At 63.9% G+C, this 20,898-nt stretch carries 20 protein-coding genes; 5 read left to right on the top strand and 15 right to left on the bottom strand.

The features are described from left to right. Position 1: 1 nt before the first annotated feature. The 7 genes from AC0L3K_RS10880 to AC0L3K_RS10850 form a co-directional block, all read right to left on the bottom strand. The gene (locus AC0L3K_RS10880) at positions 2-1,285 is read right to left on the bottom strand and encodes an acetyl-CoA C-acetyltransferase (RefSeq protein WP_007595180.1); all 1,284 of its coding nucleotides are present in this window, start codon (positions 1,283-1,285) and stop codon (positions 2-4) included. Then, positions 1,285-3,552, bottom strand: coding sequence for an acyl-CoA dehydrogenase (locus AC0L3K_RS10875; protein ID WP_354127406.1), 2,268 nt, complete (start codon positions 3,550-3,552; stop codon positions 1,285-1,287). The genes AC0L3K_RS10880 and AC0L3K_RS10875 overlap by 1 nt, the downstream gene beginning before the upstream one ends. 278 nt (positions 3,553-3,830) lie before the next feature. After that, a complete protein-coding gene (locus tag AC0L3K_RS10870) occupies positions 3,831-4,454 on the bottom strand; it encodes a flavin reductase family protein (protein ID WP_354127407.1) in 624 nt (207 codons plus the stop codon). 178 nt (positions 4,455-4,632) lie between these two features. Continuing rightward, on the bottom strand, positions 4,633-5,232 hold the full coding sequence (locus AC0L3K_RS10865) for a TetR/AcrR family transcriptional regulator (protein ID WP_007595185.1): 600 nt from the start codon (positions 5,230-5,232) through the stop codon (positions 4,633-4,635). Positions 5,233-5,267: 35 nt separating this feature from the next. After that, entirely contained in the window at positions 5,268-8,405 is a 3,138-nt protein-coding gene (locus tag AC0L3K_RS10860; RefSeq protein ID WP_007595187.1) for an efflux RND transporter permease subunit, read from the bottom strand. Between the two features lie 179 nt (positions 8,406-8,584). Beyond that, on the bottom strand, positions 8,585-9,691 hold the full coding sequence (locus AC0L3K_RS10855; RefSeq protein ID WP_219684466.1) for an efflux RND transporter periplasmic adaptor subunit: 1,107 nt from the start codon (positions 9,689-9,691) through the stop codon (positions 8,585-8,587). A gap of 222 nt (positions 9,692-9,913) precedes the next feature. Then, positions 9,914-11,248, bottom strand: coding sequence for an MFS transporter (locus AC0L3K_RS10850; RefSeq protein WP_473365957.1), 1,335 nt, complete (start codon positions 11,246-11,248; stop codon positions 9,914-9,916). 79 nt (positions 11,249-11,327) lie between these two features. Between AC0L3K_RS10850 and AC0L3K_RS10845 the strand changes: the two genes are divergently transcribed. Next, positions 11,328-11,756 carry a ribosomal maturation YjgA family protein gene (locus AC0L3K_RS10845; protein ID WP_007595193.1) on the top strand — a complete coding sequence of 143 codons (429 nt, stop codon included), beginning with the start codon at positions 11,328-11,330 and terminating at the stop codon, positions 11,754-11,756. A gap of 91 nt (positions 11,757-11,847) precedes the next feature. On the opposite strand, the gene AC0L3K_RS10840 is transcribed toward AC0L3K_RS10845, so the two are convergent. The 3 genes from AC0L3K_RS10840 to AC0L3K_RS10830 all read right to left on the bottom strand — a co-directional run bounded on the left by AC0L3K_RS10840 (position 11,848) and on the right by AC0L3K_RS10830 (position 13,741). Beyond that, a complete protein-coding gene (locus AC0L3K_RS10840) occupies positions 11,848-13,011 on the bottom strand; it encodes a winged helix-turn-helix domain-containing protein (protein ID WP_473365956.1) in 1,164 nt (387 codons plus the stop codon). Positions 13,012-13,127: 116 nt separating this feature from the next. Further along, positions 13,128-13,376, bottom strand: coding sequence for a hypothetical protein (locus AC0L3K_RS10835; RefSeq protein ID WP_473366015.1), 249 nt, complete (start codon positions 13,374-13,376; stop codon positions 13,128-13,130). Positions 13,377-13,495: 119 nt separating this feature from the next. Next, complete coding sequence (locus AC0L3K_RS10830; RefSeq protein ID WP_473366014.1) at positions 13,496-13,741, bottom strand: hypothetical protein; 246 nt, start codon at positions 13,739-13,741, stop codon at positions 13,496-13,498. Between the two features lie 507 nt (positions 13,742-14,248). Here AC0L3K_RS10830 and AC0L3K_RS10825 point away from each other — a divergent pair. After that, positions 14,249-14,890 carry an OmpA family protein gene (locus AC0L3K_RS10825; protein WP_473365955.1) on the top strand — a complete coding sequence of 214 codons (642 nt, stop codon included), beginning with the start codon at positions 14,249-14,251 and terminating at the stop codon, positions 14,888-14,890. A gap of 56 nt (positions 14,891-14,946) precedes the next feature. On the opposite strand, the gene AC0L3K_RS10820 is transcribed toward AC0L3K_RS10825, so the two are convergent. Further along, a complete protein-coding gene (locus AC0L3K_RS10820) occupies positions 14,947-16,377 on the bottom strand; it encodes a phospholipid carrier-dependent glycosyltransferase (RefSeq protein ID WP_473365954.1) in 1,431 nt (476 codons plus the stop codon). A gap of 51 nt (positions 16,378-16,428) precedes the next feature. Here AC0L3K_RS10820 and AC0L3K_RS10815 point away from each other — a divergent pair, with 51 nt between their 5' ends. Together AC0L3K_RS10815 and AC0L3K_RS10810 are read left to right on the top strand one after the other, a co-directional pair. After that, positions 16,429-17,130 (top strand): FecR family protein, encoded by a 702-nt coding sequence (locus AC0L3K_RS10815; RefSeq protein ID WP_007595209.1) that lies wholly within the window; start codon positions 16,429-16,431, stop codon positions 17,128-17,130. Between the two features lie 2 nt (positions 17,131-17,132). Continuing rightward, positions 17,133-18,296 (top strand): hypothetical protein, encoded by a 1,164-nt coding sequence (locus tag AC0L3K_RS10810; RefSeq protein ID WP_219684463.1) that lies wholly within the window; start codon positions 17,133-17,135, stop codon positions 18,294-18,296. Positions 18,297-18,420: 124 nt separating this feature from the next. Here AC0L3K_RS10810 and AC0L3K_RS10805 read toward each other — a convergent pair whose 3' ends face one another. The 3 genes from AC0L3K_RS10805 to AC0L3K_RS10795 form a co-directional block, all read right to left on the bottom strand. Then, on the bottom strand, positions 18,421-18,909 hold the full coding sequence (locus AC0L3K_RS10805; RefSeq protein ID WP_007595211.1) for a VOC family protein: 489 nt from the start codon (positions 18,907-18,909) through the stop codon (positions 18,421-18,423). Between the two features lie 40 nt (positions 18,910-18,949). Next, positions 18,950-19,378: a VOC family protein gene (locus AC0L3K_RS10800; protein ID WP_354127415.1), complete on the bottom strand. Its 429-nt coding sequence runs from the start codon at positions 19,376-19,378 to the stop codon at positions 18,950-18,952. A 131-nt stretch (positions 19,379-19,509) separates the two neighbouring features. Beyond that, positions 19,510-20,022 carry a cupin domain-containing protein gene (locus tag AC0L3K_RS10795; RefSeq protein ID WP_007595213.1) on the bottom strand — a complete coding sequence of 171 codons (513 nt, stop codon included), beginning with the start codon at positions 20,020-20,022 and terminating at the stop codon, positions 19,510-19,512. A 128-nt stretch (positions 20,023-20,150) separates the two neighbouring features. Between AC0L3K_RS10795 and AC0L3K_RS10790 the strand changes: the two genes are divergently transcribed. Further along, positions 20,151-20,369, top strand: coding sequence for a CsbD family protein (locus AC0L3K_RS10790; RefSeq protein WP_473365953.1), 219 nt, complete (start codon positions 20,151-20,153; stop codon positions 20,367-20,369). Positions 20,370-20,427: 58 nt separating this feature from the next. On the opposite strand, the gene AC0L3K_RS10785 is transcribed toward AC0L3K_RS10790, so the two are convergent. After that, positions 20,428-20,892 (bottom strand): FKBP-type peptidyl-prolyl cis-trans isomerase, encoded by a 465-nt coding sequence (locus AC0L3K_RS10785; protein ID WP_007595215.1) that lies wholly within the window; start codon positions 20,890-20,892, stop codon positions 20,428-20,430. Positions 20,893-20,898: the final 6 nt, after the last annotated feature.

The following is a 20,898-nucleotide window of genomic DNA, read 5'->3' as shown; positions in this document are numbered from 1 at the left end:
GTCACACCGCCTCGATCAGCATGGCGCCGCCAAGCCCGCCGCCGATGCATTCGGTGGCAACGCCGCGCCGCGTGCCGAGCCGCTTCATCGTGTTGACGAGATGCAGCACGATGCGATTGCCGGAGGTGCCGACGGGATGCCCAAGCGAGATAGCGCCGCCGTCGACATTGAGTTTTTCGCGGTCGATCTCGCCGGCGGCGCCGTCCAGCCCCAAAATCTCGCGGCAGAATTTGTCGTCATTCCAGGCGGCGAGACAGCCGAGCACTTGGGTGGCGAAGGCCTCGTTGAGCTCCCAGGTCTGGATGTCCTGGATGGTGAGATCGTTGCGCTTCAGTAGCGGCGTCACCGACATCACAGGACCAAGACCCATGATAGCAGGATCAAGTGCGGCCCAGTTACTGTCGACGATGACAGCCTTCGGCGTCAGCTTGTACTTGGCGACCGCGTCGTCGGAAGCCAGGATCACCCAGGACGCGCCGTCGGTGATCTGCGAGGAATTGCCGGCAGTGACCTGGCCCCAGGGACGCTCGAACACCGGCCTCAGTTTCGCGAGCGTCTCGGCTGTCGAGTCCGGACGCACGCCATCATCATGGTCGAAGAATTTTCCGTCGCGGGAGAACGCCGTTTCGACTTCGCCCTTGAGAAAACCTTCCGCCTGCGCATGCGCGAGCCGGCGATGGCTCTCGGCGGCATAGGCATCGGACTGCGCGCGGGTGATGTCGAAGAGATGGCCGACGACTTCGGCGGTCTGGCCCATGTTCAGGTCGGTAATGGGATCGGTCAGCCCGCGCTCAAGGCCGATGATCGGCTTGAGATAGCGCGGCCGCAGCTTGAAGGCCGCGGCAAGCTTCGCGGCGACGCCCTTGGCGGTGGCGAGCCCGGCAAACCAGCGCACGCCGGAATTCGGCCACACCAGCGGCGCGTGGCTCAAGGCCTCGGTGCCGCCGGCGAGGATCATGTCGGCATGGCCCTCGCGGATGTAGCGATAGGCGGTGTCGATCGACTGCATGCCGGAGCCGCAATTGATCTGCACGGTAAAGGCGACCATGTCCTCGCCCATGCCGAGCCGGAGTGCTGCGACGCGGGCCGGGTTCATTTCGTCAGCGATCACGTTGACGCAGCCGAGGATGACCTGGTCGAAGGTATCAGGCGAAAACGGCTGGCGCGCCAGCAGCGGCCGGCCGCATTGCACGGCGAGATCGACCGGCGTGAACGGCCCCGGCCCCGAGCGCGCCTTCAGAAACGGCGTCCGGCTGCCGTCGACGATGAAAACCGGTCGTGCCATCAGCTCGCCGCCCTCTGTTCACCGAGTTCTTGGAAGAACTGATGCACGTCGCCGGTTTTCTTGTAAATCGGGGACAGCGCCTCCGGCGCAAAATCGTCGACCTCTATCACCTTTGTCACCGCTTCGCGGGCCGCGGCCAGCTGCTCGCCCTCTGCCTGCGTGATCACACCCTTGGCCACCGCATCCTTCCAGTCGCTCATGTGAGCCGCGCGCATGCGCCTGGCGATGGCGTCCGTGGCCGCGACCAGCTTGAACGCGCGCTCCAGCCGGGCGAAGCCGCCATCGTCATCGACATAAGCGAGATCGGGCGTGAGGCGGTCGCGCGCGGCCGACGGCTCCAGCACGAGGCTCGCGCATTGATGCACGACCCGGTCGGAGGGACCCAGCACGCGAGCGCCGAAGGGCTGGACCACGAGCTTGAGGATGCCTGCGACGAAACGGTTCGGCAGATTGGCGAGAATCTCGGCAAGCCGGTTCTCGATGGTCCGAAAGCCCGTCGCCATGCACCATTCGAGCGCGGCAAAATCTTCCTTCTGCCGGCCCTCGTCCTGCCAGCGTTTGAGCGCGGCCGAGAGCAGATACAGCTCGGACAGGATGTCCCCGAAGCGCGCCGACAGCATCTCCTTGCGCTTGAGCGCTCCGCCGAGCGTCAGCAGCGCCATATCGGCGCAGAGGGCAAACGCCGCCGAGTAGCGCGAGAGCTGACGATAGAAGGGCCTGGCGTCACCCGCATCGGGTGCAAGCGCGAAGACACCAAAGCTCCAGCTCCGGCCGAACGCGCGCAAGAGTGTCTCGAAGCTGTGGCCGACATGCTTCCAGAACACCTTGTCGAAGGCGGTGAGCCCGCGCTCGCGATCGGCATCGGCAAGCGCATTCATCTCGTCGAGCAAATAGGGATGGGCGCGGATGGCGCCCTGTCCGAACACGATGAGATTACGGGTGAGGATATTGGCGCCCTCGACGGTGATGCCGACGGGGACGGCACGGTGGAGATTGCCGAGATAGTTTTGCGGACCGTCGATCACGGCCTTGCCGCCATGGATGTCCATGGCGTCGTCGACCGCGGTGCGCATCCGCTCGGTTGCGTGCAGCTTCATGATGCCCGAGATGACGGCGGGATGGATGCCGGCATTCAGCGCGGCGCAGGTCAGCCGTCGTGCCGCGTCGAGCTGATAGGCGGTCGCGACGATGCGCGCGAGCGGCTCCTCGACGCCCTCGAACTTGGAGATGGAAATGCCGAACTGCTCGCGGATGCGGGCATAGGCGCCGGTGGTGCGCGCGGCATAGGCGGCGCCGGCAGCGGAGAGGGACGGCAACGAGATGCCGCGGCCGGCGGCGAGCGCCGTCATCAGCATCTTCCAGCCCTGCCCCAGCCGCGCCTGGCCCCCGATGACGTAATCGAGCGGAATGAAAACGTCGCGGCCCCAATTCGGGCCGTTCTGGAACACCTGCATCGACGGCAGATGGCGTTTGCCGATTTCCACGCCGGGAAGGTTGGTCGGGATCAGCGCCACGCTGATGCCGAGCTCTTCCTGATCGCCGACGAGATGATCGGGGTCATAGGCCTTGAAGGCGAGGCCAAGCAGCGTCGCGACGGGACCGAGCGTGATGTAGCGCTTGTGCCAGTTGAGCTTCAGGCCCAGCACCTCCTGGCCCTCGAAGGTGCCCTTGCAGATGATGCCGGTGTCGACCATCGAGGCGGCGTCGGAGCCGGCCTCCGGGCTGGTGAGGCCGAAGCAGGGAATGTCGCGGCCGTCGGCAAGACGCGGCAGCCAGCGCTGCTGCTGCTCCTTGGTGCCGAAGTGCATCAGGAGTTCGCCGGGGCCGAGCGAGTTCGGCACCATCACCGTCACCGCGGCGGCAATCGAGCGGGTCGAGATCTTGCGCACCACTTCCGAATGCGCATAAGGCGAGAAGCCGAGGCCGCCGAACTCCTTCGGAATGATCATGCCGAAGAATTTTTCGCGCTTGATGAAGTGCCACACGTCGGGCGGCAGGTCGCGCCATTCCCAAAAGATCTTCCACTCGTCGAGCAAGGCGCAGAGCTCGTCGACCGGGCCGTTGAGGAAGGCCTGCTCCTCTTCGGTCAGCGTTGCCTGCGGAATCTTCAGCAGCTTCGACCAATCAGGGTTGCCGGTGAAGAGATCGGCGTCCCACCAGACGTCGCCGGCCTCCAGCGCCTCGCGCTCGGTGTCCGACATCGCCGGCAGCACGCCGCGCGCCCAGGAGAAGATCGGCTTGGTCAGGGTGTCGCGGCGGAAGCTCATGGCGGACCTCATGCATCGGCGCGGTGATGGGCATTTTAGCGGAAAGTGGCCGGCGGAGGTGAACACTTCACCTGCGAAAAGACGCGAATTGACGCGGCCGGGCAGCCGCCCAAGGGCCATAACGGCCGAGGCGTGGTGGCAGTTCCGGGAGGGATGTCATTCCCGGGCGCGCGAAGCGCGAGCCCGGAATCCATGGTGCGGCAGCGCTGGTCCATGAATGGATTCCAGGTTCGCGCCTAACGGCGCGCTCCGGAATGACGGGATGGAGAGAGAGGCGCCTAATCCGGCCGCACCATCTCGAACATGTTTTCCGGCTTGATCTCGAAATAATCCCCGCTGCGGCCGGCCCGGACGATCGGGCGGGCGGCGGCGGTCTGGTAGACGCCGTCCTTGATCATGGCCTTGTCGATGTGGACGGCAACGACCTCGCCGAGCGTCAGCCAGGCATTGGCTTCCTTGCCGTTGGCGCCCTTGAGCCGGACGATGTCGGACACCTTGCACTCGAAGGCGACGGGACTCTCGCCGACGCGCGGCACGTTGACGAGCCTGCCGGGCACAGCGGTGAGGCCGGCAACCTCGAACTCGTCGACCTCAGGGCCGACGTGCGCCGCAGTCGCGTTCATGTGCCTGGCCAGGTCCATGGTGGCCAGATTCCAGACGAACTCCCCGGTCTGCTGGATGTTCGCGACCGTGTCCTTCCAATTGGTGGAGGAGAAGCCGATGATCGGAGGGACATAGCAGAACGCGTTGAAGAAGCTGTAGGGCGCGAGATTGACGTGGCCCTTGGTGTCGCGCGACGAAATCCAGCCGATCGGCCGCGGCGCGACGATGGCGTTGAAGGGATCGTGCTTGAGGCCGTGGCCCTTGGCGGGCTCGTAGAAGTGCAGGTCTTTGTCGGTCACGCGCTGTTTCCTTCTCGTCATTGCGAACGCAGCGAAGCAATCCAGAATCCTTCCGCAGAGACAGTCTGGATTGCTTCGCTACGCTCGCAATGACGGAGTGTGTTAATCCGTCCTTGCCAGCCACCAGCCGTCATTCCGGGGCGGTGGGCCTGCTTATAGGAGGAAATCCGTCGCCGCGTCAGTGGCGCGGGGACAATCCCGCGATGACGAAATCGATCATCTGGTCGATCGTCGGGCCCGGCTTCGTGGCGCACTGGGCGATCATCTGGGGGTGGAAAAAACGCATCATCGCGGTGCAGGCGCAGAGCGCGGCCAGTTGCAGGTCCGGCGCCTCGAACTCGCCGGACGCCACGCCTTGCGCGATCATCTGGCCGATGACCCCGGCAATACACTCCATGTGGTTGACGCAGACATCCCAGTCCTCCTGCATCGCGATCTCGACCATCTCGTGCAGCTTATTGTCGCCGACATAGCGTTCGGTGTTCATGCGATTGATGGTGGTGAGCAGCTCGCGGAAGCGCGGCGTTACCGGACCGGGCCTCGCCACGATCCGCTGCGCTTCCAGCTCGACCTCGCCCATCAGTGAGCGGGCCACCGCCTGATGAATCGCCTTCTTCGATTCGAAGAAGCGATAGACGTTGGCGGGGCTCATCTTGAGCTCCTTGGCGATGTCCCCGACCGTGGTCTTGAGATAGCCGATCTGGCGGAACAGCCGCTCGGCCACCTCGAGAATACGATCCCGGGTGTCGCCTTCGATATGTTCCGAAACCAGTGTCATCTGTCAGGACTCGTCAATCAGCAGTTCATCTTCACTTATTCAGCCGCCTCAGCAAGCGGAATTGCGTTCTGGTCATCGCTCCCATGCTGCGGCGCGGCAGGTTGCTCGGGGGTGCCCGCCTCGTCCAGGCTCTTGCGGAACCAGAGGGCGTAGAGGCCCGGCAGGTACAGCAGCGTGAGGAAGGTCGCAACGAACAAGCCGCCCATGATGGTGATCGCCATCGGCCCCCAGAACGCCGAGCGCGACAGCGGGATCATGGCGAGGATGGCGGCAAGCGCCGTCAGCACCACCGGACGGGCCCGGCGGACAGTCGCCTCCACGATCGCCTCACGGCGGGTCAGGCCATGCGAAACGTCGGTCTCGATCTGATCCACGAGGATGACCGCGTTGCGCATGATCATGCCGGCAAGCGCGATCAGGCCGAGCAGCGCCACGAAGCCGAACGGGGCGTTGGCGAGGTTGAGCCCGAAGGAGGCGCCGACAATGCCGAGCGGTGCGGTCAGGAACACCAGGATCAGGCGCGAGAAGCTCTGCAGCTGGAACATCAGCAGCGTCAGCATCACCATGACCATCAGCGGGAAGAGAATGAAGATCGAGGCGTTGCCCTTGGCGGATTCCTCGAACGCGCCGCCCGCCTCGATGCGGTAGGCCGGCTCGAGGTTGTCCTTGATTGCCTTCAGCTTCGGCGCGATCTGGCCGGTGACGTCGGGCGCCTGCACGCCGTCGACGACGTCGGAACGCACGGTGATCGCCATGTCGCGGTTACGCCGCCACATGATCGGCTCCTCGTGGGCATACTCGATCTTGGCGATCTGCTGCAGCGGCACGGCCACGCCGTTACGCGAGGTGATGGTGAGATCGCCGACAGCGCCGAGGTCGAGCCGTTCGGACGAGACGGCGCGCGCGACCACGCCGACCTTCTCGATGCCGTCGCGCACGGTCGTCACCTGTGAGCCCGAGATCAGCATCGACAGCGCCTGCGACACGTCCTGCGGGGTCAGCCCCATGGCGCGGGCGCGATCCTGGTCGACGACGAGCTTGAGGTAAGGGGACTGCTCGTTCCAGTCGAGCTGGACATCCTTGACACTCTTGTTCTGCCGCATGACGTCGCGGACCTGGTAGGCGATCTCGCGCACCTTGTTGGCATCGGGGCCGATGACGCGAAACTGCACGGGGAAGCCAACGGGGGGACCGAAATTGAAGCGGTCGACGCGCACGCGGGCCTCGTTGAGCGCGCCGTCGGCAACGGCGTTTTCAAGCTTGGCCTTGATGCGCTCGCGCGCCTCGACGCCCTTTGCGACGATGACGATTTCGGCAAAAGCCTCGTTCGGAAGCTGCGGATTGAGGCCGAGCCAGAAGCGCGGCGAGCCCTGCCCGACATAGGCCGTGTAGGTCTCGATATCCTTGTCGTCCTTGAGCATGGTCTCGGCCTTCTTCACCGCCTTTTCCGTGACGTTGAAGGCGGTGCCCTCGGGCAGGCGGAGCTGGAGGAACAGCTCGGGGCGCTCGGACAGCGGGAAGAACTGCTGCTGGACGTGGCCGAAGCCGACGATTGAGGCGATGAAGACGCCGACGGTCGCGGCCACCACCGTGATGCGGTGGTTGACGCACCACTGCACGATGGCGCGCAGGCCCCGGTACATGCGGGTCTCGTAGACCGCGTGCGGATCGTGATTGTGGTGCACCTTGATGTTGGGCAGCAGCATGACGCCGATATAGGGCGTGAAGATCACCGCCACGAACCAGGACGCGACCAGCGCGATCGCCACGATCCAGAAGATGCTGCCGGCATATTCGCCGACCGCGGAATTGGCAAAGCCGATGGGGAGGAAGCCAGCGGCCGTGACCAGCGTTCCCGTGAGCATCGGAAACGCAGTGGATTCCCAGGCAAAGGACGCCGCACGCATGCGGTCCCAGCCCTGCTCCATCTTCACCACCATCATCTCGACGGCGATGATGGCGTCATCCACCAGCAGGCCGAGCGCGATGATCAGCGCACCCAGCGTGATGCGGTGCAGATCGAGCGACATCGTGTTCATGACGACGAAGACGATGCCGAGCACCAGGGGCACCGACAGCGCGACCACGATGCCGGTACGCCAGCCGAGCGCCAGGAACGACACGAACAGCACGATGACGAGGGCTTCCATGAAGGAGTGCACGAATTCGCTGACGGCGTGCTCGACCACCTTGGGCTGGTCGGCGATCAGCTTGATGTCGACGCCCTGCGGCACCGCCTTCATGAATTCAGCCGTCGCCTTCTCGACCTCCTTGCCGAGATCGAGGATGTTGGCGCCCTTGGCGGTGACGACGCCGATGCCGATCGCGGCCTTGCCTTCCTGGCGCACGATGAAGCTCGGAGGGTCGACATAGCCATGGGTGACGGTGGCGATGTCGCCGAGGCGGAACACGCGGCCGTTGCTCTCGACCGGAGTCTCCGCGACGGCCTTGGCGCCGTCGAGCGCACCGGTGACGCGCAGCGGCACGCGCTGCGACGAGGTCTCAACCGTGCCGGCCGGCGTCACGTTGTTCTGCTTGGCGAGCGAATCGAACAGCGCCTGCGGCGTGATGCCGAGGGTGGCGAGCTTGGCATGGCTGAATTCGACGAAGATGCGCTCATCCTGGTTGCCGTAGACGTCGACCTTGGTCACGCCCGGCACCTTCAGGAGGCGCTGACGGAAACCCTCCGAGACCTTCTTGAGCTGGGCGTAGTCGGCGCCGTCGCCGGTCATCATGTAGAGGATGGAATCGACGTCGGAGAACTCGTCGTTGACCACGGGTCCGAGAATCCCTGCGGGCAACTGGCCCTGCACGTCGGCCAGCTTCTTGCGCAGCAGATAGAAGAGATACGGAACGTCCTTCGGCGGCGTGGAGTCGCGGAAGGTCACCTGGAGCGCAGTGAAGCCGGGCTTGGAATAGGTCTGCACCTTCTCGAAGTAAGGCAGCTCCTGGATTTTCTTCTCGATGGGATCGGCGACCTGCGCCTGCATCTCCTGCGCGGTCGCGCCCGGCCACAGCACGGAGACGTTGACCACCTTCACCGTGAAGAACGGATCCTCGGCGCGGCCGAGCTTCTGATAGGAGAAGAACCCGGCGACGCCGAGAATGAGCATCAGGAACAGGATCAGCGTCGGATGGCTGACGGCCCAGGCCGAAAGATTGAAGCGCTTCATCGCACTCTCCAAAGATGATCCGGTTGCAAAAAACGACAGCCACTCTGTTCAACGCGTCGTCGCGAGGCAGCGAAGCAATCCAGGGGGCTGGGCAGGTTCTGGATCGCTTCGCCGCTTCAGCCAAAGCATTTGCGCTCGGGCCGAAACTCACCTCACACGACGCAACTCGTAAACGAGACTTAAAAGGACAGTGACGAGACGATCCGCACCCGCTGGCCCGGATCGAGCTTCTGAACGCCGAGGGCAACGATCTTGGCGCCCTCTTCGACACCGCCGGTGATGACGACGTCGTTGCTCTCATAGGACTTCACCGTCACCGGCTTCAGCGTGACCCCGCCGTTGTCGTCGACGACGTAGAAGGACGGTTTGCCGCCTTCGTTGAACAGTGCCGACAGCGGCAGCCGCGCAACGCGCTCGGTCGCAGCGTCCGACAGCGTCAGCGTCGCGGTCATGCCGAGCGAGACCTTGTCGTCGGCCTCGGGCAGCGAGAACTTGGCGAGATAAGTGCGTGTCGCAGGATCCGCGGTGGGCGCGATCTCGCGCAGCTTGGCCGTATATTTCTTGCCCGGCTCCGACCAAAGAGTGACGCTGGCGGCGCCCGATTTGGCACGTCCGACCAGCGTCTCAGGGATCGCGACGACCGCTTCCTTTTCGGCAAAGCGGGCGACACGGATCGAAGCCTGGCCCGCGGCGACCACCTGGCCGGGCTCGATCAGCGTTGCGGTGACGACGCCGCGGGCGTCGGCGTTGAGCGTCGCGTAGGAAAGGGAATTGTTGGTCAGTTCGACCGAGCGCTCGGCCCGGTTCAGGCGGGCACGCGCCTCGTCGGCGGCGGCGCGGCTCGAATCCAGCTGCGCGTCGGTGGTCCAGCCCTTGGCCTTCAAATCCTTGGCGCGCTGCTCGGCGGCGGCGGCCTGGGCCAGCACGCCGGTCGCAGCGGTCTGCTCGGCGACGGCTTGCTCGGCCTGGAGCTTCAGATCGACCTCATCGAGGACCGCGAGCGGCTGGCCGATTTCGACGGTCTGGCCGACTTCGACCAGACGCTTGGCGACCTTGCCGGCGACCCGAAAGCCCAGATCGCTCTCGATCCGCGGCCTAATGGTGCCAACGAAGCTGCGCTCGGGCTTTTCGGCATCATAATGGGCGGTGGCGACAAGAACCGGCCGCGGCGGCTCGGCCTTTTCAGCGACGGTGTCATTGCACCCAGCGAGGGCGGCAGCCATCAGCGCCAGCGAAACACCGGCCAAGAGCCTCGAATAGCTGGACAAAACGGATCGGACGAACATCGGAGGACACTCCCTCGGCTGCAATGAGAGGAATGTCGACTAATCACTGATAAAAGTCAATAATCGTCAGTCATCAGGAATCTGTGATCGTTAAGAGGTGGTAACCTCCGCGGGCTGCCCCTGGCGGAAGCCTGGACTGTTCGAAGAAAGCGTCGCGCCGCAGGTCCCCCAGAGGGCCGCGTGGAAATAGGCCCTGGCTTTCGCGGAGGCGACATTTCGAGGCTATCGCCGCCCCTGCTCCGCGAACTCGTGCTTGCTTTCGTGACCGCCGATGAAGACCAGGATGCCGGCGATCAGCGGCAGCACCGCGAGCACGAGCAGTCCGGTCGAGGTCTGGCCGGTGGCTTCCTTGACCCAGCCGATCAGATAGGGCCCACCGAAGCCGGCGAGATTCCCGATCGAGTTGATCAAGGCGATGGCACCGGCCGCCGCCGTGCCGGAGAGCCAGGCGGTGGGCAGGGTCCAGAACACCCCGAAGCAGCAGAACACGCCGATCGCGGCCACCGTCAGCACCATCATCGTCAGGGTGGGGTCGGTGAGATAGGAGGAGACGCCGAGAGCGACGGCGGTGAGCAGCAACGGCGCGCCGACATGCATCACGCGCTCGCGCGTGGCATCGGAATGCCGTGCCCACAGGATCATCGCGATGGTGCCGAACAGATACGGGATGGCGGTGACGAAGCCGGTCTGGGCGTTGGTGAGGCCGAACGCCTTGACGATCTGCGGCAACCAGAACTGCATGCCATACAGCGCGCCAACGAAGCCGAAATAGACCAGGGCGAGCATGATCACCTTCGGTGAGGTCAGCGCCTCACTGAGCGACAAATGCTTCACCGCCTGCTTGGCCGCGATCTCGGAATCCAGCTTGGTCTTGAGCCAGGCCTTCTGCTCGGCCGAGAGCCAGTCCGCCTTCTCCGGCCTGTCGGTGAGATAGAACCAGGTGACGATGCCGAGCACCACCGAGGGAATGCCCTCGATGATGAACAGCCACTGCCAGCCCTTCAGGCCCATCGCGCCGTCGAGCCCGAGCAGCAGGCCGGAGACCGGCGCGCCGATCAAGGTAGAGACCGGCACGGCGATGGCGAAGGCCGCAAGGAAGCGGGCGCGATATTCGGCCGGATACCAATAGGTGAGATAGAGGATGATGCCGGGGAAGAAGCCGGCCTCGGCGACGCCGAGCAGGAAGCGCAGCACGTAGAAGCTCGTGACGCCGCTCGTGAGCGCCATCAGCGCCGAGATGATGCCCCAGGTCACCATGATGCGGGCGATCCAGCGGCTGGCGCCGAACTTCTCCAGCGCCAGATTGCTCGGCACCTCGAAGATGAAATAGCCGATGAAGAAGATGCCTGCGCCCCAGGAGAAGATCAGCGGCGTGAATTTCAGCTCGGCATTCATGGTCAGCGCGGCGAAACCGAGATTGACGCGGTCGAGATAGGAGAAGAAGTAGGCCAGCACCAGGAATGGGATCAGGCGCCAGGAGATGGCACGAATCGTCGAGGTCTCGATTTCCAACTTGGCTGCGCCGGTCGAACCGGCATAGGTCGTGGTCTGGCTCATGGCTTCCCCCGGGGTTGTTGCTTTTATGGGCTGATCGGGGGTTTTGAGCATCGCCGCGAAAGAGTCAATGGAGCAAGCAATGCACGAGGCGCAACCGGTCAAACCCATTGCGCCACTTCGGACATCGCTGATCCGCGCCGGTCTGGCGCTGGCGGTTATTGCCTGCGGACTCTCGCTGCGCTGGTACGGCTTTCCGATCGGCCTGCCGGCCTTCGTGGTGAAGTACGGCGGCTCGCTGCTATGGGCAACGATGGTGTTTCTGCTGGTCGGCGTTTTGCTGCCGCGGCTGCCACGGGCGCAGATCGCAGCCATCGCAATCGCGATAGCGGTCGTGGTCGAATTCTCCCGGCTGGTGCACATGCCCTGGCTCGACGCGTTCCGGCTGACCACGGCCGGGGCGCTGCTGCTCGGGCGCATCTTCTCGCCATGGAATTTGCTGGCGTATGCGGTTGGGATTGCGTTCGGCGTTTGGATTGATCGGCTCGCCAGGGTGCGTACGGTGGGTTAGCGCAGCGTAACCCACATTGTTTGTCTCCGCGGAAGTGAAAGAGGTGGATTACGCTTCGCTAATCCACCCTACAGACCGACGAGGGCGCATTTCACTCCGCCAATTGAAACTTCTCAAACCGATCGAGCTCCTCCTCGATCTTTTGCTTGAGCTCCTTGCGCCCCGCGGCCTTCTTTCCCTCACCGACCCAGGTCCATTTCTGCATCAGCAGCTTCTTCGCCTGCCGGTCGGTCTTCAGATCGAGCGCGGCGACGATCTCGTCGCCGACCAGCACGGGGAGCGCGAAATAGCCGAGCTTGCGTTTGGCCTTCGGCACATAGGCCTCGAACAAATGGTTGTAGCCGAAGATGAGATTGGTGCGCTTGCGCTGGATGATCAGCGGATCGAACGGCGAGAGGATATGGACGAGGTCAGGTGGCGCGCGCTCGCCCGGCTCGAGCGCAGAAGGCAATGCCCAGTGCTCCTGCTTTCCGGCACTCTCGATGGCGACAGGCACGAGCTCGCCACGGCGGACGCGCGAGCCGATCAGGACAGCCACCGCCGGCTTGCGCGGCGCGTCGAGATGGCAGACCGAATCGAGGCTCACCACACCTTGCGATCGCAGCGCGCGATCGAGCAGATAGGCCGTAATGTCCCTTGCCGAGGCCGGCTTTGGCAGCTTGTCCCAGCCGAAATGGCGCGTCATCAGCTCATAGGTCTTGAGCATGCCCTGGCGCTCGCTGACGGTCACGGCACCCGTATAGAAAGCGAGCTGCAACGCCCGCTTCGAGGGTTTTCGGCTTTGCCACAGATGCTCCTTCTCGGTGAGCACGTCGTCCTCGATGTCGCGGATCGTCAGCGGGCCGGCGCGCACCAGCCGCATCACCTTGCGCATGTCGGCAGGCTTCACCGAGGCGAACCATTTGTGCCCCTCGCGGCGGTGCTCGCGCATCGCCGGCAGGAAGAAGCGGAAGTCGCCGGCCGGCACGTAGGACAGCGCATGCGTCCAATATTCAAAGACGCTCTTGTCGACGCTCTGGGCGTGGCGCAGGTCGGCGCGGCGGTAGGACGGGATGCGGCTGAACAGGATGTGGTGGTGGCAGCGCTCGATCACGTTGATGGTGTCGATCTGCACATAGCCGAGATGGGCGACCGCGTCGGCGACGGCTTGCGGGCCGTCACCAAACGGCGCGCGCTCGTTCAGGCGCTGGGCATGAAGCCAGATTTGCCGGGCCTGTTTCGTGGTGAGTGGAATCGATTTGGGCGCGCGGGACATTGCGGAATGCAGTGTAGCGGGATTCGCATCCAGGCAAGAAGCCGATCAAGGAGCGGACAAGGAAAAACCGCGCTGCCATCTGCTGACAGCGCGGTCGGAAGGTGCGCTACCCGCGCCTACTTCATCGACATGGCCTTCTGCGCCTTCATGTAATGCATGCAGCCGCTTTTCATCTTGCCGTTGCTCATGTCGGTGTTGGCCATGGCCATTTCCTTGTTCATGGCCGTCTTGGCTGGCGTATCCGCCGTGCCGCCCATCATGGCGGCGGACTTCATCATATTATCGCTGGTGCACGCCATCATCGCGGCGGATGCAGGGGAAACGGCGAACGCGACCAAAGCTGCGGCTGTGAGCAATATTTTCATCGAAAGGTCTCCTCCGTAAAACGAAACCGGCGTCATACCGGCCTTCGCATTACGTATTCTCCGGCGAAGACGTTTCGTGGAGAAGACAATTTTCTTGCTGCGGTGCGAAGGCGGAGCGCTCAGCGCGCAGCTTTCGGGGCTTTGGATCGGTCGCCAACGCTGCCTGTGGCGACATCGGGTTCACACGAGGCCTTGCCGCGCTCCTCCGCCTGGCAGCGATAGACGTTGCCGGTGAGGCGATCGACCAGCCACATGTTCTCGTCGGTCGGCGCTTGAAGCCCGACATAGCGGGAGGTCAGTCCCGTAATCAGCGTCGACAGCAGGATCGCCACCGCGATCATCGCCGCGCCGATGTAAATGGGCATGGAGTTCAGGGACACGGTCCGATCCGGCGGGCCACTGCGATAGAACTGATAATCACTTGGCCTCGGCACTGGCTGGAACTCGGCTCCCTTCGTTTGCGCTTGTCGGAGGCTGTGCCCTGCTAGGCGTCCATCTGGCCGAAAAATTGTCCGCAGACAGGCCAACACGCGACGGCTTTGCGACAATCGGTGAGCACGGGTTTCCCTGAGTGAACCCGGCCCCCCGAGCGGCACTTGGGCGCGGCGGTCCTCAGTGATGCGGATCACGACAGGACTGCGACGGCTCGAACGCTCGCGGGGCAGCGTGCGACCACTCTCTTCACACGTCAGCGTCGGCCCTCGGAGTGGACCGCGGGTCGGCCCTCCATGAACCCGAAACCGCTTGAAATTCGCTGCCATGGCCCTGGAGGGCCCCGTTTCCACCGTGACCAAGATCACACCAGGGGTTTTGAACCTGCCCTATGCTTGCAGCATCAAATAGCCATCAGGCGTCACAACGAGGATACGACAATGACTAGTTTCAATAAGTCTTTTGCACTGAAGGCGATGACCCTCTCGGCACTTCTCTCGATGACGGCCGGCTTGGCTATGGCCGGCGACGGCAATGTCTCGACCAACCAGATCCTGGATGCATTGAAGCCGAAGGCGGCGACCCGCGGGCTGTCCGCAGGTCCGCAGGTCGATCCGGCGGCGCAGGCCAAGGAATCGACGTTTCTGAACACGGTGCGCAACCGCTCGACGCGGTCGCTGTCGACGGGCGAGCGCGAGCAGATTGCCGAGCTCGCCGCGACCAAGCCGAAGATCGATCTGGAGATCCAGTTCGACTACAACTCGGCCGACATTGCCAAGACGTCGGTGCCGTCGGTGCAGGCGCTCGGCAAGGCGCTGTCCGATCCCTCGCTGAAGGGCTCGACTTTCGTGGTCGCCGGCCACACCGATGCGGTCGGCACCGAGGGGTACAATCAGGGGCTCTCCGAGCGGCGGGCTGACACCATCAAGAAGTATTTGGTGCAGAACTACGGACTCACCGGCACCGATCTCGTCACCGTCGGCTACGGCAAGACCAAGCTGAAGGATGCCGCCAACGGCGCCGACCCGATCAACCGCCGCGTCCAGGTCGTGAACATGGACACCCATACCGCGTCAAAGTAATTCCCAGGTCATCGCCCATAAAGGCGCCGCCTGTCGTTCCCCGGCAGGCGGCGATATCATATCCAGCTCTGGAAGAGCATCAGCCGGTTGAAAGTCTGCATCGACGTGCCGATGAAGGCCGCCGAGATCGGCAGCATGGCGGCAAAGCCGATCGCGGCGACCCCGACATAGGCCCACAGCAGCCAGCGTGGCAGTCCGTCCCGGCGCAGCACATAGACCAGCGCGAGCGACGCCAGGGTCGCAGCCGGCAGATAGTAATAGATGAAGGCGAGCGTGCGCGGCAGCAACGCCCAGGCGAGCCAGCACCCGAAATAGAAGACCGCGATCAGGAACGCATCCCGGCGGCGCGCAACGACGAAGTCGCGCAGCACGACGGCGAGCGCGAGCAGCGCCGGCCACAGCACCAGGGGATTACCGAGGAAGGCGATCGCGGAGACATTGCCGTCCGCGGTCTTGTCGAACAGGAACCATACCGGGCGCGCGAGCAGCGGCCATGACGGCCACGCGCTCATATAAGTGTGGCCGGCGATGGCAGTGGTGGTGTTGTCGGCGAAGATCCGGCGTTGCGCCTCGACCAGATCCGGCAGCGACACGCCGTACAGCGGGACGAAGGCCGCAAGATATGTCATCGCGGGCAGGACGGTGAAGCAGAGCACGACGTGATGTAATCTGAAGTCGGGCCAGAGGTCGGGCCGGTACCAATCCCCCGGCTTCGCGTCGGCAAACAGGGTGTGCCAGCCCTGCATCAGGCGGATCACCGCGACGATGACGATGCAGATTCCGAGTGGAAACAGGCCGCTCCATTTGCAGGCGGCAGCACAGCCGAACAGGCTGCCGGCAGCCGCGAACAACGCATGAGGACGATCCTTTCGAAAACCGTGCATGAAGGCGGCAATTGCGAGCAGGCCGAAGCCGAGCGCAAAAATGTCGAGCATCGCGACGCGCGCCTGCACGTACAGCATCTGATTGCAGCCGGCGATCAGCGCAGCGGCGATCGCGGGCCCTTGCGCGGCGAACAGTGCGAGGCCGCACAGATAGATCGCGACGATCGCGAGCGCGCCGAACAATGTCGCGGGATAGCGCCAGCCCAGCGCGGTGTCGCCGAAGGTCGCTATCGATAGCGCGATCAGCTCCTTCGCCAGCGGCGGATGCATCGGATTGAGCATCGGTTGCGACATCGATGGTGCCAGCATCTGCCGCGCCGCCGGCACATAGTGCACCTCGTCGAACACGAACTTCTCCGGCGTCGTCAGGCCGATCAGCAGTACGAGATGGGCCACCAGGAAAATCGCGACAGCAATCACTGCGCTCCGCGACACCTTCGGAACCGCGGGCAAGTCCAGTCGCGTTTGTGGGGATGTTTTGCGTGGCAAATTTGCGTCACCGCGGAGAATAATAGAGGTCGCGGTTTTCATTGAACGCATTCTGCCGCGACTGTCACTAAGCATAGCGCAGGTCTCGCACTGCTTGTGATAATTTCGCCACATCGCAAGCGCGCGCGATCCGGTACGATCAGGGACAAATCGATCGGTTGCGAAATGAATTTGCGTTTCTGGCTTTTCTCCACGCTGTTGTCGATCGCCTTGTGCGTGGCCCCTTGCGCGCAGGCGCAGACGCGCGTCGGTGAAGCCGTCGTGATTCAGAATGAAGTCGTTCGCGTGGCCGCGACCACGACACCGATCAGCATTGGCGACAGCATGCTGCGGGACGAGACCGTGCGCACCGGCGCCGGCAGCGCAGCGCGCTTCGTGATGGCCGACAGCACCAATCTGTCGCTCGGTCCGAGCGCCACGCTCAAGCTCGACCGCACCGTCTTCAACGACGAGCACAGCTATCGTGACGTTGCGATCCGCATGACGACCGGCGCATTCCGTTTCGTCACCGGACATTCCGAGAAGACCGCCTACAAGATCACGACCCCGCTTGCGACGATCGGCGTGCGCGGTACTACACTCGATATCCTGTCCCAGCGCGGCCGCTCGGTCGTCGTGCTGCAGGACGGCGCCGCCAGTGTCTGCACGACGAGCCAACAGTGCGTGCAGCTCACCCAGCCCGGCGACACCGCAATCATCAGCTCGACCGGCGGCAAGGTCTCCATCAGTAAGACCAATACGCCGCCCTGGACCTTTGCCGCGACCTGCGCCGCGAGCGCGGGACTGTGCGCGGTCAACCAATATGCGGACGCCTCGCCGACCATCACGCCTGCCGTCCATGACGACGGCATGCTGTGCGGACGCTGAAGATGGCGGTATTCAACGTCAGGCGCTTCATCGTCGCGAGCGTGCTGACCGCCGTGTTTGCGTTTGTCGCGTTGGATGCCCGTCCGGCGGCAGCCCAGGGGGCGACGTGCGAATCCGGGTGCGGAGAGCCGACGCCCTCCCCTTCGCCGACATATTCACCCTCTCCAACGACAACCTACAGCCCCTCGCCCGCGCCCAGCCCCTACCCGTCATCGTCGCCGAGCCCTTATCCGTCCTCTTCGCCGAGCCCGACGCCGACACCGACGCCGACCGGCGCGGATTCCAGCGGCGGCTCGATCGGCGACCTCGCCAACCAGCGCTTCAACCAGATGATCACCAACCGAGTGCTCGGCACGGTGCTGCTCGGCGTCAACGAGCAGGTCAATTGCAGCAACTGCGTCAGCGCGTTCGGCTCCGCCGGCTCGTTCTCGGCCGGCATCCACGGCCGCAAGGAGCTGACCAACAATCTGTCGCTGCTCGCCGGCATCGCCTACACGCAATACAGCGAAGGCGGCTACAACATCACCAACGCGCCGATCGGCGCATTCGCGCTACGCTATGACTTCACCGACTGGGGCTCGTCGCGTCCGTTCTTCGACGTCGGCACGATCCTGACGCCGTGGGAGAAGGCGCGCTACACCCGCAGCTACAACACCAGCCTCGGCCCGGTGAGCGTCACGAGTTCGACCAACGCCGCGAACTACGCCGTCTACGGCCGCGCCGGCTGGATGAGCCGCGTGTCGCCCCGCGACGAGGTCGCCGCCTCGATCGAGGTCTGGCAGCTCTGGCAGCGCGTCTCGGGCTACACCGACAGCGCAGTGGCGTTCAATCCGTTCGATGCCAGCATCGCGACCGGCACCGACCGCACCAGCCTGGTCAAGATCGGCGGCCAGTGGACGCATCTCTACGGCAGCAATATCGAGGCCAACATCAATGGCGGCTGGGTGCAGTCGTTCGCTGGCCATAGCGGCATCGTCGCCACCGTGACCGGCGACGGCGTGGTGGTGCCGACCATGGGCAACCAGGGCTGGTTCGAATATGGCGGCCGGCTCGGCTTCCGCATGCAGAAGGGCTGGATCGTGGACCTGTTCGCCAACGGCACGCTCGGCCCGCAGCCAGTGGGTAACACCATCCATGGCGGCGTGGGGCTGCGGATCAATTATTAGCGGCGGGCTCAATCTCGTAGGGTGGGCAAAGCGGAGCGTGCCCACCACTTTCTCTCGCCGAGAAAAAATGGTGGGCACGGCGCAAGCGCGCCTTTGCCCACCCTACGATACTGTGGCTTCCACATCACGCTGCCGACTTGCCCTCGAACGCGCGGCGCAAGGTCTCCACGTCGAGCTTCACCATCTTCATCATGGCCTGCATCGCGCGTGCGGCAGCCGCCTTGTCGGGGCTCGAGAGGAGTTCGAATATCACCTTCGGCACGACCTGCCAGGCCACGCCCCAGCGATCCCTGAGCCAGCCGCACTGCTCTTCCTTGCCGCCATGGGCCAGGAACGCATTCCAGACGCTGTCGACCTGGGCCTGATCGTCGCAATGGATCATCAGCGAGATCGCATGGGTGTATTCCATTTTCATGCCGCCGTTGAGCGCGACCAAAGGCTGTCCCGCCACCGAGAATTCGACGACGAGCACGGAGCCTTCCTTGCCGGACGGGCCATCTGAAACGTTGCGCTGAACATGCGTGATCGCCGAATTCGGCACGAGCGAGACGTAGAACTTCGCGGCTTCCTCGGCATCGCCATTGAACCACATGCAGGGAACGACCTTCGACATCGTGAATGCTCCTCTTCAGTTGTGATGTTCGCGCGCTAGATCAGGCGTTCGCCATCTCGGACTGCGCCGCGAAGGCTGCCATGTCCATCCAGTTCACGCCCCACATGTGGCCGTCCGGATCCTCGAAGCTGCGGCCGTACATGAAGCTGTATTCGTCCTTCGGGCTGGGATCGGCCACCCCGCCTGCAGCCGCGGCCCTGCTGACGATATCGTCGACCTCGGTCCGGCTATCGGCGGACAGGCAGAACAGCGCCTGGTTTGAGGTCTTTGCATCCGAGATCGGCTTCGGCGTGAACTGCCGGAATTTCTCGTGGGTCGTCAGCATCGCATAGATGGTCTCGGAAAAGACCATGCAGCTCGCTGTTTCGTCGCTGAATTGCGGGTTCCTGGTCGCACCGACCGCCTCGTAAAAGGCAGTGGCGCGCTTGAGGTCGGTCACGGGCAGATTGAGGAAAATCATCCTGGGCATCGGAGCTCCTTGGGCGGGGTTCTGCCCAAGGACGGATGGCCAAGCGGCGATCCGACACGGCTTCCGGATCTTTTTTGGACCCCTGCCTGCGAGGTTCTGTCGCACAGAACCCGCTGGCTTTCAGGTGTTCCTCACTTCTTCTCGTTCGGATCGCGGTGAATGGGATCGACCCACAGCACGGTCTCGGGCTTCTCGACCGGCTCGATGTCGAGGTTGATCGCCACCGCCTCGCCGTCGCTGCGCACCAGCACACATTCCAGCACCTCGTCCCGGCTGGCGTTGATCTCCTGATGGGGCACGTAGGGCGGGACGAAAATGAAGTCGCCGGGGCCGGCCTCTGCGGTGAATTGGAGGCTCTCGCCCCAGCGCATCCGCGCCTTGCCTTTCACGACGTAGATGACGCTTTCGAGATGGCCGTGGTGATGCGCGCCGGTCTTGGCGTCGGGCTTGATGCTGACCGTGCCCGCCCACAATTTCTGCGCACCGACGCGCGCGAAATTGATCGCGGCCGCGCGGTCCATGCCCGCCGTCGACGGCACGTTGGTATCGAGCTGGTTGCCGGGAATGACGCGCACGCCGTCATGTTTCCAGCGATCATCGTGATCGTGGTCATGGTGGGAATGCGAATGGTCATGACCGGTCATGAGACTTGCTTTCTGTTGGTTCCGTGCGCGGCAAACTAACCCAAAGCCGCGACATCGAGCCATACCAAAATCGGAACCCTCATAACCGTCGAACGTTGTCCTGACGAGCAAACCGCAAGGAGGATTTCATGGGTAGCACGACCGACAAGATCAAGGGCACCGCAAACGAGGCAATGGGAAAGGCCAAACAGGGCATCGGTGAAGCCACCGGTTCCGAGCGCATGAAGGGCGAAGGTGCGGTCCAGGAAGTGAAGGGCAAGGGCCAGCAGGCCATGGGCGATGCCAGGGATGCCGCGAAAGACGCGGTCGATCGCGCTGCGGCTTCGGCCAAGCGCGCGACGGAATAACGGGCATCGCACTCAAAGTGAAAGACCGGCCGAGAGGCCGGTCTTTTTGTTTGCGGGCTTACTTCACCCCGAGCAATTCCACGTCGAACATCAGCGTTGCGTTCGGCGGGATCACGCCGCCTGCGCCACGGGCACCATAGCCGAGCTGCGGCGGAATGATCAGCGTGCGCTTGCCGCCGACCTTCATGGAGGCAACACCCTCGTCCCAGCCGGCGATGACCCGGCCCTTGCCGATCGGGAATTCGAACGGCTCGTTGCGGTCGACCGACGAGTCGAATTTCTTGCCCTTCTGGCCGTTCTCGTAGAGCCAGCCGGTGTAGTGCATCACGCAGATCTGGCCGGGCTTCGGCGAAGCGCCGGTGCCGACGACGCTGTCGGTAATCTGCAAACCTGAAGCTGTGGTCATGGTCTTCCCTGCGGTCTGGGCCGAGGCCGTGGTGGAGACGAAATCGGACACGCCGGCGATCACGGTGATCGCGAGTGCCGACATGATGGCGAGGAGCACGCGCTGTAAACGCTGCATAAGACA

Source organism: Bradyrhizobium sp. MI1.10 (assembly GCF_055811035.1).
Note: the sequence above shows the minus strand (reverse complement) of the source record. Positions and strands in the feature narration are given on the sequence as shown.